Annotated in this window: 12 protein-coding genes; 9 read left to right on the top strand and 3 right to left on the bottom strand. The window is 58.2% G+C overall.

Annotated elements, in window-relative coordinates; all coding sequences use genetic code 11:
- From ABI171_RS24295 to ABI171_RS24265, 7 genes are all read left to right on the top strand, one after another.
- Positions 1–948: protein adenylyltransferase SelO family protein (locus tag ABI171_RS24295; protein ID WP_348095126.1), on the top strand; the 948-nt coding region annotated here is incomplete at its 5' end.
- Between the two features lie 11 nt (positions 949–959).
- Entirely contained in the window at positions 960–1361 is a 402-nt protein-coding gene (gene msrB, locus ABI171_RS24290) for a peptide-methionine (R)-S-oxide reductase MsrB (protein WP_348095125.1), read from the top strand.
- A gap of 89 nt (positions 1362–1450) precedes the next feature.
- Positions 1451–2083, top strand: a complete 633-nt coding sequence (locus ABI171_RS24285) for a septation protein A (RefSeq protein WP_348095124.1) — start codon at positions 1451–1453, stop codon at positions 2081–2083.
- A complete protein-coding gene (locus tag ABI171_RS24280) occupies positions 2067–2345 on the top strand; it encodes a BolA family protein (protein ID WP_348095123.1) in 279 nt (92 codons plus the stop codon). Before ABI171_RS24285 ends, ABI171_RS24280 begins: the two co-directional genes overlap by 17 nt.
- Before the next feature lie 126 nt (positions 2346–2471).
- Entirely contained in the window at positions 2472–3263 is a 792-nt protein-coding gene (locus tag ABI171_RS24275) for a peptidylprolyl isomerase (RefSeq protein WP_348095122.1), read from the top strand.
- 179 nt (positions 3264–3442) lie between these two features.
- Positions 3443–4375 (top strand): ABC transporter ATP-binding protein, encoded by a 933-nt coding sequence (locus ABI171_RS24270; protein WP_348095121.1) that lies wholly within the window; start codon positions 3443–3445, stop codon positions 4373–4375.
- A 45-nt stretch (positions 4376–4420) separates the two neighbouring features.
- Positions 4421–5722 (top strand): ABC transporter permease, encoded by a 1302-nt coding sequence (locus ABI171_RS24265; protein WP_348095120.1) that lies wholly within the window; start codon positions 4421–4423, stop codon positions 5720–5722.
- Between the two features lie 256 nt (positions 5723–5978).
- Here ABI171_RS24265 and purL read toward each other — a convergent pair whose 3' ends face one another.
- Both purL and ABI171_RS24255 read right to left on the bottom strand, forming a co-directional pair.
- A complete protein-coding gene (gene purL, locus ABI171_RS24260; protein WP_348095119.1) occupies positions 5979–9983 on the bottom strand; it encodes a phosphoribosylformylglycinamidine synthase in 4005 nt (1334 codons plus the stop codon).
- A 336-nt stretch (positions 9984–10319) separates the two neighbouring features.
- Positions 10320–11342: a zinc-binding alcohol dehydrogenase family protein gene (locus ABI171_RS24255; protein ID WP_348095118.1), complete on the bottom strand. Its 1023-nt coding sequence runs from the start codon at positions 11340–11342 to the stop codon at positions 10320–10322.
- Positions 11343–11504: 162 nt separating this feature from the next.
- Between ABI171_RS24255 and ABI171_RS24250 the strand changes: the two genes are divergently transcribed.
- Positions 11505–12410 (top strand): LysR family transcriptional regulator, encoded by a 906-nt coding sequence (locus tag ABI171_RS24250; protein ID WP_348095117.1) that lies wholly within the window; start codon positions 11505–11507, stop codon positions 12408–12410.
- Here ABI171_RS24250 and ABI171_RS24245 read toward each other — a convergent pair.
- Positions 12397–13308, bottom strand: a complete 912-nt coding sequence (locus ABI171_RS24245) for a LysR family transcriptional regulator (protein WP_348095116.1) — start codon at positions 13306–13308, stop codon at positions 12397–12399. The two genes, ABI171_RS24250 and ABI171_RS24245, sit on opposite strands and share 14 nt — an antisense overlap.
- A gap of 107 nt (positions 13309–13415) precedes the next feature.
- Here ABI171_RS24245 and ABI171_RS24240 point away from each other — a divergent pair, with 107 nt between their 5' ends.
- Positions 13416–14018 carry a short chain dehydrogenase gene (locus ABI171_RS24240; RefSeq protein ID WP_348095115.1) on the top strand — a complete coding sequence of 201 codons (603 nt, stop codon included), beginning with the start codon at positions 13416–13418 and terminating at the stop codon, positions 14016–14018.
- Positions 14019–14077 lie beyond the last annotated feature (59 nt).

The raw sequence follows: 14077 nt of genomic DNA, 5'->3' as shown, positions 1-14077 counted from the left end.
ACGCGCATGGCGCCGAGCTTTGTACGTTTTGGCTCGTTCGAACACTGGTATTACAACAATCAGCCGGAAACACTGAAAACCCTGGCCGACTACGTGATCGCCGGTTTCTATCCTGAATTGCTGGCATCGGAAAATCCGTACCAGGCGCTATTGGCCGAAGTCACCCGCCGCACCGCGCATCTGATGGCGCACTGGCAAGCGGTCGGTTTCATGCATGGCGTGATGAATACCGACAATATGTCGATCCTGGGGCTGACGCTGGATTACGGGCCGTTCGGCTTCATGGAAGCCTACGACCCGAGCCATATCTGCAACCACACCGACCAGCAAGGCCGTTATGCCTACAATAAACAGCCGCAGATCGGCCATTGGAATTGCTTTGCGCTGGGCCAGGCATTGCTGCCGCTGATCGGCAGCGTCGAGTTGACCGAGGCGGCGCTGAGCCATTATCAGGCGCAATACGGCGCAAAACTGGACGAATTGCTGCACGCCAAACTGGGTTTGGCGACGCGACAGGCGGATGACGACAAATTGCTGGACGCCATGTTTGCCATCATGCAAGCTAGCCACGTCGACTTCACGCTGTTTTTCCGCCAGCTGGGCAATTTGCGATTGGACGACGCCGGCGGCGATAGCGCCCTGCGCGACTTGTTTATCGACCGTGCGGCATTCGACGCCTGGGCGTTACAATACCGGGCGCGCCTGAAATCGGAAAATAGCCGGGATGCGGGCCGCAAGCTTGCAATGGATGGATGCAACCCCAAATATGTGCTGCGAAACTATTTGGCGCAAACTGCTATCGAACAGGCACAGAAAAAAGACTTCTCGGAAATCGCAAAACTATTGGAAATCCTTGAAAACCCGTTTGACGAACAGCCGCAACATGCAAAGTACGCCGAATTGCCGCCGGACTGGGCGCGCGGACTGGAAGTCAGCTGTTCGTCCTAGGAACTGAAAACATGAGCACAACCAAAATCAGCAAGACCGACGCCGAATGGCGCGCCGAACTCGATCCGATGGAATACGAAGTCACGCGCCATGCGGCGACCGAACGGGCATTCACCGGCCGTTTCTGGGATCATCATGAGCACGGCATCTATACCTGCGTATGCTGCAACACGCCGCTGTTTGAATCTGACGCCAAATTCGACTCCGGTTGCGGCTGGCCGAGCTATTTCAAGGCCATCAATCCCGACAATGTAGAAGAGCGCGTTGACCGCACTCATGGCATGATGCGCACTGAAATTCTATGCAAGGTGTGCGACGCCCATCTCGGCCACGTGTTTCCGGACGGGCCGCCGCCTACCGGTTTGCGTTACTGCATCAACTCGGCATCGCTGCGCTTCGATGCGGCCGGCTAGGTGCGGCCAGGCGCGCTACCGACTAAGGCGCGATAAGCGGCCGCATCAACCGACTATTTATTTATCCTGACTGAAAGCACGGCAAACACATGAAGTTCCTGTTCGACCTTTTCCCGGTAATACTTTTCTTCGGCATCTTCAAATGGAGCGAAGGTAGTCCCGAGGCCGCGCAATCGCTGGTCAGCCATTATTTGTCCGGTTTCGTTTCCGGCGGCGTCGTCACCGCTACGCAAGCGCCGGTGCTGCTGGCGACCGCAGTGGCGATTATCGCTACCGTGGCGCAGATCGGCTACCTGCTGCTGCGCCGCAAAAAAGTCGATGGCATGCTGTGGGTATCGTTCCTGATCATTACCGTGTTCGGCGGCCTTACCATCTACTTCCACAATGAGACCTTCATCAAGTGGAAGCCGACCGTACTGTATTGGGCGTTTGCCACTGCATTGCTGGTCAGCCAGCTGCTGCTGAAAAAGAACCTGATCCGCACCATGATGGAAAAACAGCTGGCCTTGCCTGATCCGATCTGGTTGCGCGTGAGTTTTGCCTGGGTAGCGTTTTTTGTTTTCATGGGCTGCCTCAACCTGTATATCGCTTTCAATTATCCTACCGCAACCTGGGTCAACTTCAAATTGTTCGGCGGCATGGGGCTGATGTTTGCATTTATCATCGGCCAAAGCATCCTGCTTTCCAAATACATCAAGGACCCAGATGAACCCAAGGCTTGATACGATTCGTAACAAATTGACAGCTGCACTTGCCCCTCTGGAATGTATAGTGGAGGATGAATCAGCGCTGCATGTGGGACACGCGGGTGCTGCTTCAGGTGGCGGACATTATCGGGTGCGTATAGTTTGCGCGGTTTTTGAGGGACAAAATCGCTTGAAACGGCATAGGCTGGTGTATGATTGCCTGGCTGATATGATGCACGCCGAAATTCATGCACTGGCTATCACTGCACTGGCTCCATCTGAAACAAAAGCTGCTTGAACCTATGCACCTACATATTTATATGTAATCGGAAAGAATAATTGTCGTTCAAATTTACTTCGGTTATTCTCTCTTGATTCCGCATTGATTAATTTATTAACAACCTCCCCAATTTAGGATTTGATAATGACATTTAAACCTTCACGTTTACTGGTGGTACTTTTTGCAGCTGCTGCATTGCCTGTTATGGCCCAAAACCTGGCAGTCGTGAACGGTAAGGCAATCCCGTCGTCGCGCGCCGACATGATGATCAAGCAATTGTCCGCCCAAGGCGGCGCTCAAGGCGGCCAGCCTGATACCCCGGAACTGCGCAACATGGTCAAGGATGAACTGATCAACCGCGAAGTGCTGATCCAGGAAGCCGACAAGCTGGGCCTGGGCAACAACCCTGACGTCAAGGCACAAGCCGACATCGCTCGCCAATCGATCCTGATCCGCGCCCTGGTTGCCGACTTCATCAAGAAGAACCCGATCAAGGATGCCGACATCCAGGCTGAATACGACAAGTTCAAGGCACAAGCCGGCGACAAGGAATACCACGCTCAGCATATCCTGGTCGAAAACGAAGCCGATGCAAAAGCCATTATCGTCAAGCTGAAAGCAGGCGGCAAGTTTGAAGACCTGGCCAAGCAATCAAAGGATCCGGGTTCGGCAGCGAACGGCGGCGATCTGGGCTGGGCAACGCCAGCTTCGTTCGTGAAGCCTTTCTCCGATGCGCTGGTAGCACTGAAACCAGGTCAACTGACTGACACACCGGTCAAGACCCAGTTCGGTTACCACGTCATCAAGCTGGATGAGGTTCGTGCAGCCAAGATCCCTACCCTGGCCGAAGTCAAGCCACAAATCACTGAAGCGCTGCAACAGAAAAAACTGCAAGCTTACCAGCAAGATTTGCGCGCGAAAGCCGTGGTCAAGTAAGATCCTGGCAAAGGATCCGCCAATCAAAAAGCGCTCTTCGGAGCGCTTTTTTTACGCCTGCTTTTTTTTGATACCACAATAGATCTCCTCGATAGTCATGTGCTGCAATCGATGTTGAGCTAAATGAAACAAGCAATTACAATGAGGCAACTTAAAACCGGGACCGCACGATGGCAACCATGCTGCTCACTGTATCCAGCCTCTCCAAGTCCTACGGCGACAGACGGGCAGTCGACGGCATCTCGTTCCAGGTCCGGCAGGGACAAACGCTAGGCCTGATCGGTCCCAACGGCGCCGGCAAGTCGACCACAGTGAGCCTGATCTGCGGCCTGCTGCGACCCGACGCCGGCCAGATTCTGCTGGATGGCGAAGCCGTCAGCGCCGGCAACAGCACCGCCAAGCACAAGATCGGCCTGGTGCCGCAAGAGCTGGCGCTGTACGAAGATTTATCGGCCAATGAAAACCTGAAGCTGTTCGGCGCGCTCTACGGCCTCACCGGCAGCCGGCTGAAAACGCGTTGCAGCGAGGTGCTGGCGCTGGTCAACCTGAGTGATCGCGCCGCCGACAAGCCCGGCAGTTTTTCCGGAGGCATGAAGCGCAGGCTCAACATCGCTGCCGCGCTGCTGCACGATCCGCAACTGCTGATCCTCGACGAGCCGACTGTTGGCGTCGACCCGCAAAGCCGCAATGCGATCTTCGACAGCCTCGAACAGTTGAAACGCGAGGGCCGCTCACTGATCTACACCAGCCATTACATGGAAGAAATCGAAAGGCTTGCCGATCACATCGTCATCATCGATCACGGCAAAGTGCTGGCTGACGAAACACCCGCCGCGCTGTTCCAGCGGCTGCCGGCGCAAGCAGCGCTACAGGTGGATCTGGCGCTGCCTGCGGACGCCATCCTGATCGACCAGATCCGCCTGCAGCCCGGCGTAACCGACGTCACAAGCAGAGATCACAGCTTGCAGATCGGCCTGCAGGCGACCGACGATGCACTGCCGCTGTTGCAATGGCTAAGCGCAAACGGCAACCGGCCACTGCATTTCACCACCGCCAAGGCCAAGCTCGAAGACATTTTTCTCGGCCTGACCGGACGTAGCCTGCGCGACTGAGCAGACACGCATCCGCCCCTCCTCTTCCGATTCGGAGCACCGACCATGAGCGCATTGCATGCCTTGATCCGCAAGGATCTGATCCTGTACCTCAGCAACCGCCGCGCGCAGCTGATCAGCCTGTTGCTGCCGATCGCGCTCGGCACCTTCTTCGGCTACCTGTTCGGTGGTTCCGGCACTAGCAACAACGGCAAGATCGAGGTTGCCCTGGTCCGGCTCGACGATAGCAGCATCAGCCGCAAGATCGCCGCCGGGCTGAAAGCCGACAGCGCGCTGCACGTGCAAGAACTGCCGCAGGCGGTGGCCCAAGACCAGGTGCGCCAAGGCAAACTCAGCGCGGCAATCGTCCTGCCGGCCGGCTTTGGCGACGCCGCCAAGAAAGCCTTCTTCGTCGGTCGTGACAAGCCGGAGATTCCACTGTATTACGATCCGTCGCAAGGTGCCGTACTGGCGATGGTGAAAGGCATGCTGACCCAGTATGTGATGCAGAACGTCAGCGCTGAAATGTTCGACATCAAGGCCGCCGACTCCTATATCAATACCAGCATCGAAGCGTTACAGAAAAGCGGCGCACAGAATCCGGACTTGCTCAAGATGTTGAGCAGCATCAAGGAATACCAGTCGCATGCAGCCAAGGCTGTCAGCGATGCAGATGGCAAGAGCCAGGCGGGACTGGCCCAAGCCACTTTGTCGGTACCCTACGCTACCCGCGACCAGGCGCTGACTTCCGGCATGCAAAAATATAACGGCTATGCGCACTCTTTCGCCGGCATGAGCGTGCAGTTCATCCTGTTCATGGGGATAGACGCCGGCATTGCGGTGCTGCTATGGCGCCGCATGGGCCTGTGGAACCGGTTGCTGGCGGCGCCTGTCACGCTCGACACGGTGCTGCTGGCGCGCGCGCTGTCATGCGCGATCATCGCCTTCGCCCTCCTGTGCGTGATTTTCCTGTTCGCGATGCTGGTGCTGAAAGTGCAGATCGCTGGCAGCCTGCCCGGCTTTATTGGCGTCGGCGTCAGTTTCGCACTGGTCACCGCCAGTTTCGGACTGCTGATTGCAGCCTTCGGCAAGACGCCGGAAGCCGCACGCGGACTGGCCATGTTCGCCACGCTGATCATGGTGATGCTGGGCGGCGCCTGGGTGCCGGCTTTTCTGTTCCCGCAATGGCTGCAGACGCTGACGCTGGCGATGCCGACGCGCTGGGCGGTTGACGGCTTCGACGCCATGACCTGGCGCGGACTGGGATTTGCAGCGGCACTGCCGGCGATCGCAGTACAACTAGGATTTACCGCGCTGTTCGGCAGCCTGGCAATCTGGAAATTTCGGCGCGACGCGCAGCGCGAGTAAAGTAAAAGGTTACTATTCAGCGGCCATAAGATACCGACCGACAGTCCACGCCGTCACTCCTGACCGGGTCATTCCCGCGCACGCGGGAATCCATGTTAGTGCGTAATGTGGATCCCCGCGTGCGCGGGGATGACGGCGGTTTCAGCAAGCGCTTATAGGGACTGAATAGTTACAAAAAAAGAAAAACCCGGCCAAGGCCGGGTTCATTTATTGCACATGCAGGCTGGCGCTCCATTGCGAAACGCCGGCAGGGGATTTATCCCACCCACTTGCGCGCATTGCGGAACATGCGCATCCAAGGCGAATCCTCGCCCCACGACTCAGGATGCCACGATTGCTGCACGGTGCGGAACACGCGTTCGGCGTGCGGCATGCAGACCGTGAAGCGGCCGTCCGGCGTCGTCACCGACGTGATGCCTTGCGGCGAACCGTTCGGATTGTACGGATAGCCTTCGCTGACCTGCCCCTTGTTATCGATGAAGCGCATCGCCACCAATGCTTCCTTGATATCGCCGGTTTGCGAAAAGTCGGCAAAGCCTTCACCGTGGGCGATGGCGATGGCGCTTTGGGTGCCGGCCATGTCCTGGAAGAAGATCGATGGCGACGATTCGACTTGCACCATCGAGAAGCGCGCTTCGAATTTTTCCGACTTGTTACGGGTGAATTTCGGCCATGCTTGCGCGCCCGGGATGATCGCCTTCAGATTGCTCATCATCTGGCAACCGTTGCAAACGCCCAGTGCAAAGGTGTCGCTGCGCTGGAAGAACAGCGAGAACTGTTCCGCCAGTTTCGCATTGAACAGAATCGTCTTGGCCCAGCCCTCACCCGCTCCCAGCACGTCGCCGTAGGAGAAGCCGCCGACGGCGATGAAGCCCTTGAAATCGTCCAGTCTGGCGCGGCCGGCGATCAGGTCGCTCATATGGACATCGACCGCTGTGAAGCCGGCCTGATGCATCACGTAAGCTGTCTCGACATGCGAGTTGACGCCTTGCTCGCGCAGGATCGCAACGCGCGGCTTGGCGGCCAGATTAAGGAATGGCGCGGCGATATTCTCTTGCAGGTCGAACGAGACCTTCGGCGTGATGCCGGGATCGGCGGCATCCAGGATGCGGTCGTATTCGGCGTCGGCGCTGGCCGGATTATCGCGCAGACGAGCGATGCGCCAGCTGGTTTCGCTCCACAGGCGTTGCAGGTCGATCCGGGTCTGGCTATAGATGGTCTTGGCGTCGCGGCTGAATTCGATGACGTCGCGCGTGTTCGGCTTGCCGATGATGTGGCTGCAAGCGCCCAGATTAAAGCTGCGCAGCACATTCATGACGTCCGACTTTTGCTCGGCGCGCACTTGCAAGACAGCGCCCAGTTCTTCGCTGAACAGCGCGCGCAGGGTCAGTTCGTTGCGGCGCTCGGCCACCTGGCCGGTCCAGTTCTTGGAATCGCCCCAGTCGGCTGCGTGCTCGCTTTCCATGGTCAGAATGTCGATGTTGATCGACAGTCCGCTGTGGCCGGCGAAAGCCATTTCACACAAGGTCGTGAACAGGCCGCCGTCGGAACGGTCATGGTAGGCCAGCAGCTTTTGTTCGCTATTGAGTTGCTGGATGGCGGCGAAGAAGCCTTTCAGATCTTCCGCGCTGTCGACATCCGGCGTTTCATTGCCGATCTGTTGCATGACTTGCGTCAATGCCGAAGCGCCCATACGGTTCTTGCCGCGGCCGAGATCGATCAGGATGATCGCGGTTTCGCCCGCATCGCTGCGCAATTGCGGCGTCAGGGAGCGACGTACATCGCTGACCGGTGCAAAGGCGGAAACGATCAGCGATACCGGCGAAGTAACCGATTTGCTTTGATTGTCGTCTTTCCAGGTGGTGCGCATCGACAGTGAATCCTTGCCGACCGGAATGCTGATGCCCAGCGCCGGGCACAGTTCCATGCCGACTGCTTTCACAGTATCGAACAGTGCTGCGTCCTGGCCAGGCTGGCCGCATGCCGCCATCCAGTTAGCGGACAGCTTGACGTCGGAGATATCGGCAATCGCTGCGGAGGCGATGTTGGTCAACGCTTCGCCGACCGCCATGCGGCCCGATGCCGGCGCGTTGATCACGGCCAATGGAGTGCGTTCACCCATCGCCATCGCTTCGCCCAGATAGCCTTCAAAGCTCATGCTGGTGACGGCGCAGTCGGCGACAGGAATCTGCCACGGGCCGACCATCTGGTCGCGCACCGAGGTGGCGCCAACGGTGCGGTCGCCGATGGTGATCAGAAAGGATTTATCGGCGACTGTCGGCAATTTCAGTACGCGCTGCGACACTTCCAGCAAGTTCATGCCGGTCAGGTCCACCGCCGGCAATACGGGATTGACGTGCTTCACATCGCGCAGCATTTTTGGCGGCTTGCCGAGCAAGACGTCCATCGGCATGTCGACCGGATTGTTATCGTGCTCCGGATCGATCACCTTCAGCTGGCGCTCTTCGGTCGCGGTGCCGACCACGGCAAACAGGCAACGCTCGCGCTGGCAGAAGTACTCGAACAGCGGCAGGCTTTCCGGCGCAATCGCCAGCACGTAGCGTTCTTGCGATTCGTTGCTCCAGATTTCCTTGGGCGCCATGCCGCTTTCTTCCAACGGCACTTTACGCAGATCGAAAATCGCGCCGCGCTTGGCGTCGTTGGTGATTTCCGGGAAAGCGTTCGACAAACCGCCGGCGCCGACGTCATGGATAGACAAAATCAGGTTCTTGTCATCCATCGCCCAACAGGCGTTGATGACTTCCTGCGCGCGCCGTTCCATTTCCGGATTGCCGCGCTGGACCGAATCGAAATCCAAATCAGCGGTGTTGGAGCCGGTTGCCATCGACGACGCCGCGCTGCCACCCATGCCGATGCGCATGCCCGGGCCGCCCAGTTGCACCAGCAGGCTGCCGACCGGCAGATCGTTCTTCTTGGTGTGCTTGTCGGAGATGCTGCCGATGCCGCCGGCGATCATGATCGGCTTGTGGTAGCCCTGCACACTGCCGCCGACGTTTTGTTCGTAGGTACGGAAATAACCGCCCAGGTTGGGACGGCCGAATTCATTGTTGAACGCGGCGCCGCCAAGGGGGCCATCGATCATGATTTGCAGAGCCGATGCGATGCGTTCCGGCTTGCCGTATTGTTCTGCGCTTGGCTGCCCGGCGCCGGTAACGTCAGTGTCATTTTCCCATGCTTGCCGGGCGTCCGGCAGCGACAGGTTGGAGACGGTGAAACCGGTCAGGCCAGCCTTCGGCTTGGCGCCGCGGCCGGTGGCGCCTTCGTCGCGGATCTCGCCGCCGGCGCCGGTGGAGGCGCCAGGGAACGGCGAAATCGCGGTTGGGTGGTTGTGCGTCTCGACCTTCATCAGGATGTGCGTCAATTCTTCCGAAGCACGGTAGGTATTGCCCTCGGCAGCGCCGCGCGCGTAGAAGCGCGAAACGGTGGCGCCTTCGATGATGGACGAGTTGTCGCTATAGGCGACGATGGTGCCCTTCGGCTGCAACTGGTGGGTATTCTTGATCATCGCGAACAGGGATTTGTCCTGCGCTTCGCCGTCGATCACCCAGTCGGCGTTGAAAATCTTGTGGCGGCAATGTTCGCTGTTGGCTTGCGCGAACATCATCAGTTCGACGTCGGTCGGGTTGCGCTTGGCGCTGGTGAAGGCGGCCAGCAGGTAATCGATTTCGTCGTCCGACAAGGCCAGGCCAAGTTCGCTGTTGGCAGCTTCCAGCGCGCCCTTGCCGCCTGCCAGCAGATCGACAAAAGCCAACGGCTTGGCGTCCAGTTCGCGGAACAGGCCGGCCGCATCATCGGCGCTGCGCAGCACGGTTTCGGTCATGCGGTCATGCAGCACATCGGCGATTGCGCGCACGCTGTCGTCGCTGAGCTTCTTGACGCCGCCGAGCAAACCGCTCTTCAGTTTCACCTGATAGGCAATGCCGCGTTCGATGCGTTTGATATGCGCCATGCCGCAGTTGTGGGCGATGTCGGTGGCTTTACTCGCCCATGGCGAGATGGTGCCGAAACGCGGAATGACGATGAATTCTTCGCCGCCGTCGGTCGCTGTGAACCGATCGCCATAGGTCAGCAAGGCGTTCAGCCGGCCGATATCGTCCTGGCTGAGCGTAGTCGAGGCTTCGACAAAATGATCGAAACGGCCGCTGACTTCAACGACATTGCTGTCGATAGCTTGTAACTGGGCCAGAAGGCGTTGGGAACGGAAGGCAGGGAGAGCGTTGGAACCGGGCAAAATCAACATGGCGAGGGGGGAGTTGATGCAGCGTGGCTGCGGGTTAAATCAGAAGCCGTCATTATACAGTGCTGACCAGCCGCTTGCCCCTGCAAGTGATGACAAAATCACCTTGCCGCCGCCTCTGAAAGCATTGCGGGCCGGAAAAGTGCAAAAACTCCCGGCCAGAAATTGTGTTTAAAACAACTTATGCTTTAAAAGTACTCCTGATTAGTTACCAACCTCAATCAACCTCAGATTAAGGATAGAAAACCTGTCCCGACTGAAATTTCGTCATTCCCGCGAACGCGGGAATGACGCTGCAGAGGTTTTTTTACTGAAAAATGTATCACCTGAGACAAGTAATTAATTAAGAAAGTCCTTGAGCACGATCTTGCCGATCACGCGCCCGGTTTCCAGTGTGGCGTGGGCTTGCCGCAGGTTGGCGGCGTTAATCGGCGATAACACCTGGCTTAACGTGGTGACAACCGTCTTGTCGTCGATCAGTCCTGCGACTTTATCCAGCAAATTGCCTTGCTCCTGCATGTCGGCGGTCTGGAACATCGAACGGGTAAACATGAACTCCCAAATGAAGCCGGCGCTCTTGGCTTTCAGCAGGCTGACGTCGAGTGGCGCGGCATTCTCGACGATGGTGCAAATCATGCCTTGCGGCGCGACTGCGGCGGCGGCGGCCGGGAAATGACGGTCGGTGTCGTTCAGGATCAGCACATAGTCGACATTATCGAAGCCCTGCTCCTTGAGTTGCGCCGGCAGGTCGCCGAAATGGTTGATCACATGCTGCGCCCCCAGTTCGCGCACCCATTTTTCCGACTCGGGACGCGATGCGGTGGCAATCACATCCAGGCCGGCGACCTTTACCGCCAACTGGATCGCAATCGAACCGACGCCGCCGGCGCCGCCGATGATCAGGATCGATTTGGCCGGCGCGCTAGAGCGGGCCGGCACTTTCAGGCGGTCGAACAATGCTTCCCAGGCCGTGATCGCAGTCAACGGCAAAGCAGCGGCCTGCTCGAACGACAGCGATTTCGGCATGTTGCCGATGATGCGCTCATCGACCAGCTGGAATTCGCTATTGCTGCCGGGACGGGTGATGTCGCCGGCATAGAACACCCGATCGCCAACTTTGAAACGGCTGACTCCGGGGCCCACTGCCTGCACCACGCCGGCGGCGTCCCACCCCAGCACGCGCGGCGACTTTTCTACCGTGTCTTTCGGCGCCCGCACTTTGACATCGACCGGATTGACGGCGATGGCCTTGATTTCTATCAAGACGTCGCGCCCTTTTGGCGCCGGTTTATCAAGCTGGACATCGAACAGCGACTCGGGATTATCGATAGGTAAATAATGGGTTAAGGCGATGGCTTTCATAGTCAAACTCCTGAAATGGTGACCGCTTCGATCTGAATCCGGCCGTTAACTGGGTTAAGTGGGTTAATTGGATGAATTGAATCAACTAGCCATCATTATGATAATGTTGAATTATTTTATAAACATGCCGGTATTTGATTCACTTTCAATTGAAATTTGATAATGTACTCAACCACCGACCTCCAGCTTTTCATTTACACAGCCGATCTGGGCAGCCTGTCGAATGCAGCGCGCCAGCTGGATCTGCTGCCGGCGACCGCCAGCGCCAGCCTCAAGCGGCTGGAACAGCAACTGAATGCCCGCCTGTTCGTGCGCTCGACCCGCAGCATGCGGCTGACGCCCGAAGGCAGTGTGTTCCTTGACTATAGCCGCCAGGCGCTGGCCTTGCTCAGTGAAGGCCAGGCGCTGCTGAACGCCGGCGGCCCGGTGAGCGGCCATTTGCGGCTGTCGATGCCATCGGATGTCGGCCGCAACGTGCTGCTGCCCTGGCTCGACGCCTTCCAGGCGCGCCATCCGCAAGTCACCCTGTCGCTACAGTTTTCCGATCGGGTTATCGACCTGTTCCGCGATCCGGTGGATGTCGCTTTCCGCTACGGCCCGCTGGACGATTCGACGCTGGTGTCGCAAGAACTGGCGGCCAGCCGCCGCGTGGTGGTGGCCGCGCCCTCCTACCTGGCAAAACATGGCAGGCCGGTTACGCCCAAAGACCTGGCCGCGCATAACTGCCTGCTGTATTACCTGCAGCACGGTTTGTTCAACAACTGGCGCTTTTATTCAGGCAATCCAGGCAAAATGCCGATCGATGTCAAGGTGCGCGGCGACCGCATGACCGATGACGCCGCGATTGCCCGTACCTGGGCGATTGCCGGTGTCGGCATCGCTTATAAATCCTGGCTGGATGTGCGGCAAGACGTGGCTGAAGGCCGGCTAGAGATCTTGCTCCAGCAGTTTGGCGGCGAAGACACGCCGCTCAACATGGTGTACCCGCATCGCAGCAGCATGTCGCCGTCGCTGCGAGCCTTGCTGGCGTTTTTGCGGGCACAGTTCGCCGCGCTCACGCTGCCGTAGTAAACGGCGGCGCATCGCGGCCGAAGTGCGCCACAACGAACTCGATGAACGACTTCAACTTGGGCGTCATCTTGCGGTTCGACGCCACGACAATGTGCATCGGCCGATGCGCAAGTGCGTAGCAGGGCAGCAAACACTGTAGCCGGCCGGCGGCAACGTCGTCGCGCAGCAAGGCTTCGGGCTGCATGATGATGCCGATTCCTTGCAAGGCTGCGGTGCGCAAGGCCAGGCCATTGTTTGCGCGAAAATTGCCATGCACCTCAATCTCTTGCAACACGCCTTCACAGGAAAACTGCCAAAGGTCATAGCGGCTGCCATGCACAAAGCTCATGCAGTTGTGTTGCGCCAGCTGCTGCGGCGTGAGCGGCGTACCGCGACGCGCCAGGTATTCAGGCGAAGCGCAGACCATCGAGCGATACGGCTGCAAGGGCCGCGCAATCAGGCTGGAATCGGGCAGCGGGCCGATCCGCAGCGCGACTTCAAATCCCTCCTCGACCAGATCGACCACGCGGTCATTCAAGGACAGGTCGAGTTCGACATCGGGATAACGTTCCAGGTAGCTGCGTATCACGGCGGTCAGCATCTGGCCGCCGAAAGTCGCCGGCGCAGTGACCCGCAACACCCCGCGCGGCAGCAACTGCATCTGCTTGACCGAGGCATCGGCCGCCTCGATTTCCAGCAGCGCCTGCTTGCAGCGCTCGAAATAAAGCTGGCCGATCTCGGTCAGGCTCTGACGTCGCGTGGTTCGGTTCAACAGGCGGACGCCGAGCTGCTCTTCCAGCTGGCGCACATGCTTGCCGACCATGGTGGGTGAAATCCGGGCTTCCTCCGCGGCGGCGGAAAAACCGCCCTTTTCCACGACGCGGACGAAAATCTGCATGCTGGTTAGTCTATCCATCGCAATTAAACACCATGAGTTTCAAGTGATGGTAATCATAGGTTATTTATCCACCAACAGGAAGCAATCATAATCAAAGCCTGATTTCACTTCTCTCGGAGCACACCATGAAAATAGCGGTTATCGGTGCCACAGGCACAATCGGCAAGGCAGTCGTGACACAACTGGCAGTCCGCCATGACGTCATCGAAGTCGGCAATAGCAGCGGCCAGTACCAGGTCGATATCACCGACATCAAGAGCGTCGAACGCTTGTTCGGACAAATCGGCAAGGTTGACGCCATCGTCTCCACCGCCGGCAGCGCGCATTTCGGCCCGCTGCAAGAACTGACTCCGGAAAAATTCCAGATCGGCTTGCGCGACAAGCTGATGGGCCAGATCAATCTGGCGCTGGTAGCCCAGCATCACCTTAACGATAGTGGTTCAATTACGCTGACCAGCGGCAGCCTGAGTCACGAGCCGGTCCTGCAAGGCGTCAACGCCAGCACGGTGAACTCCGCTCTGGACGGCTTCGTGCGTGCGGCGGCAATCGAACTCAAGCGCGGCATCCGCATTAACATTGTCAGCCCGACCGTGCTGCAAGAATCGCTAGCCACCTATGGTTCGTTCTTTTACGGCGTTGAAGCAGTTCCTGCCAGCCGCGTGGCCCTGGCCTATAGCCGCAGTGTTGAAGGCGCACAGACCGGTGAAGTCTATCGGATCTGGAAATAAAACATCACCTCAGGGGAAACTGCGTTATCTTTTGTCAGGTTTTTGTCAAGACGATGCAG

Source organism: Collimonas sp. (assembly GCF_039923675.1).
Lineage (GTDB): Bacteria > Pseudomonadota > Gammaproteobacteria > Burkholderiales > Burkholderiaceae_D > Collimonas.
Note: the sequence above shows the minus strand (reverse complement) of the source record. Positions and strands in the feature narration are given on the sequence as shown.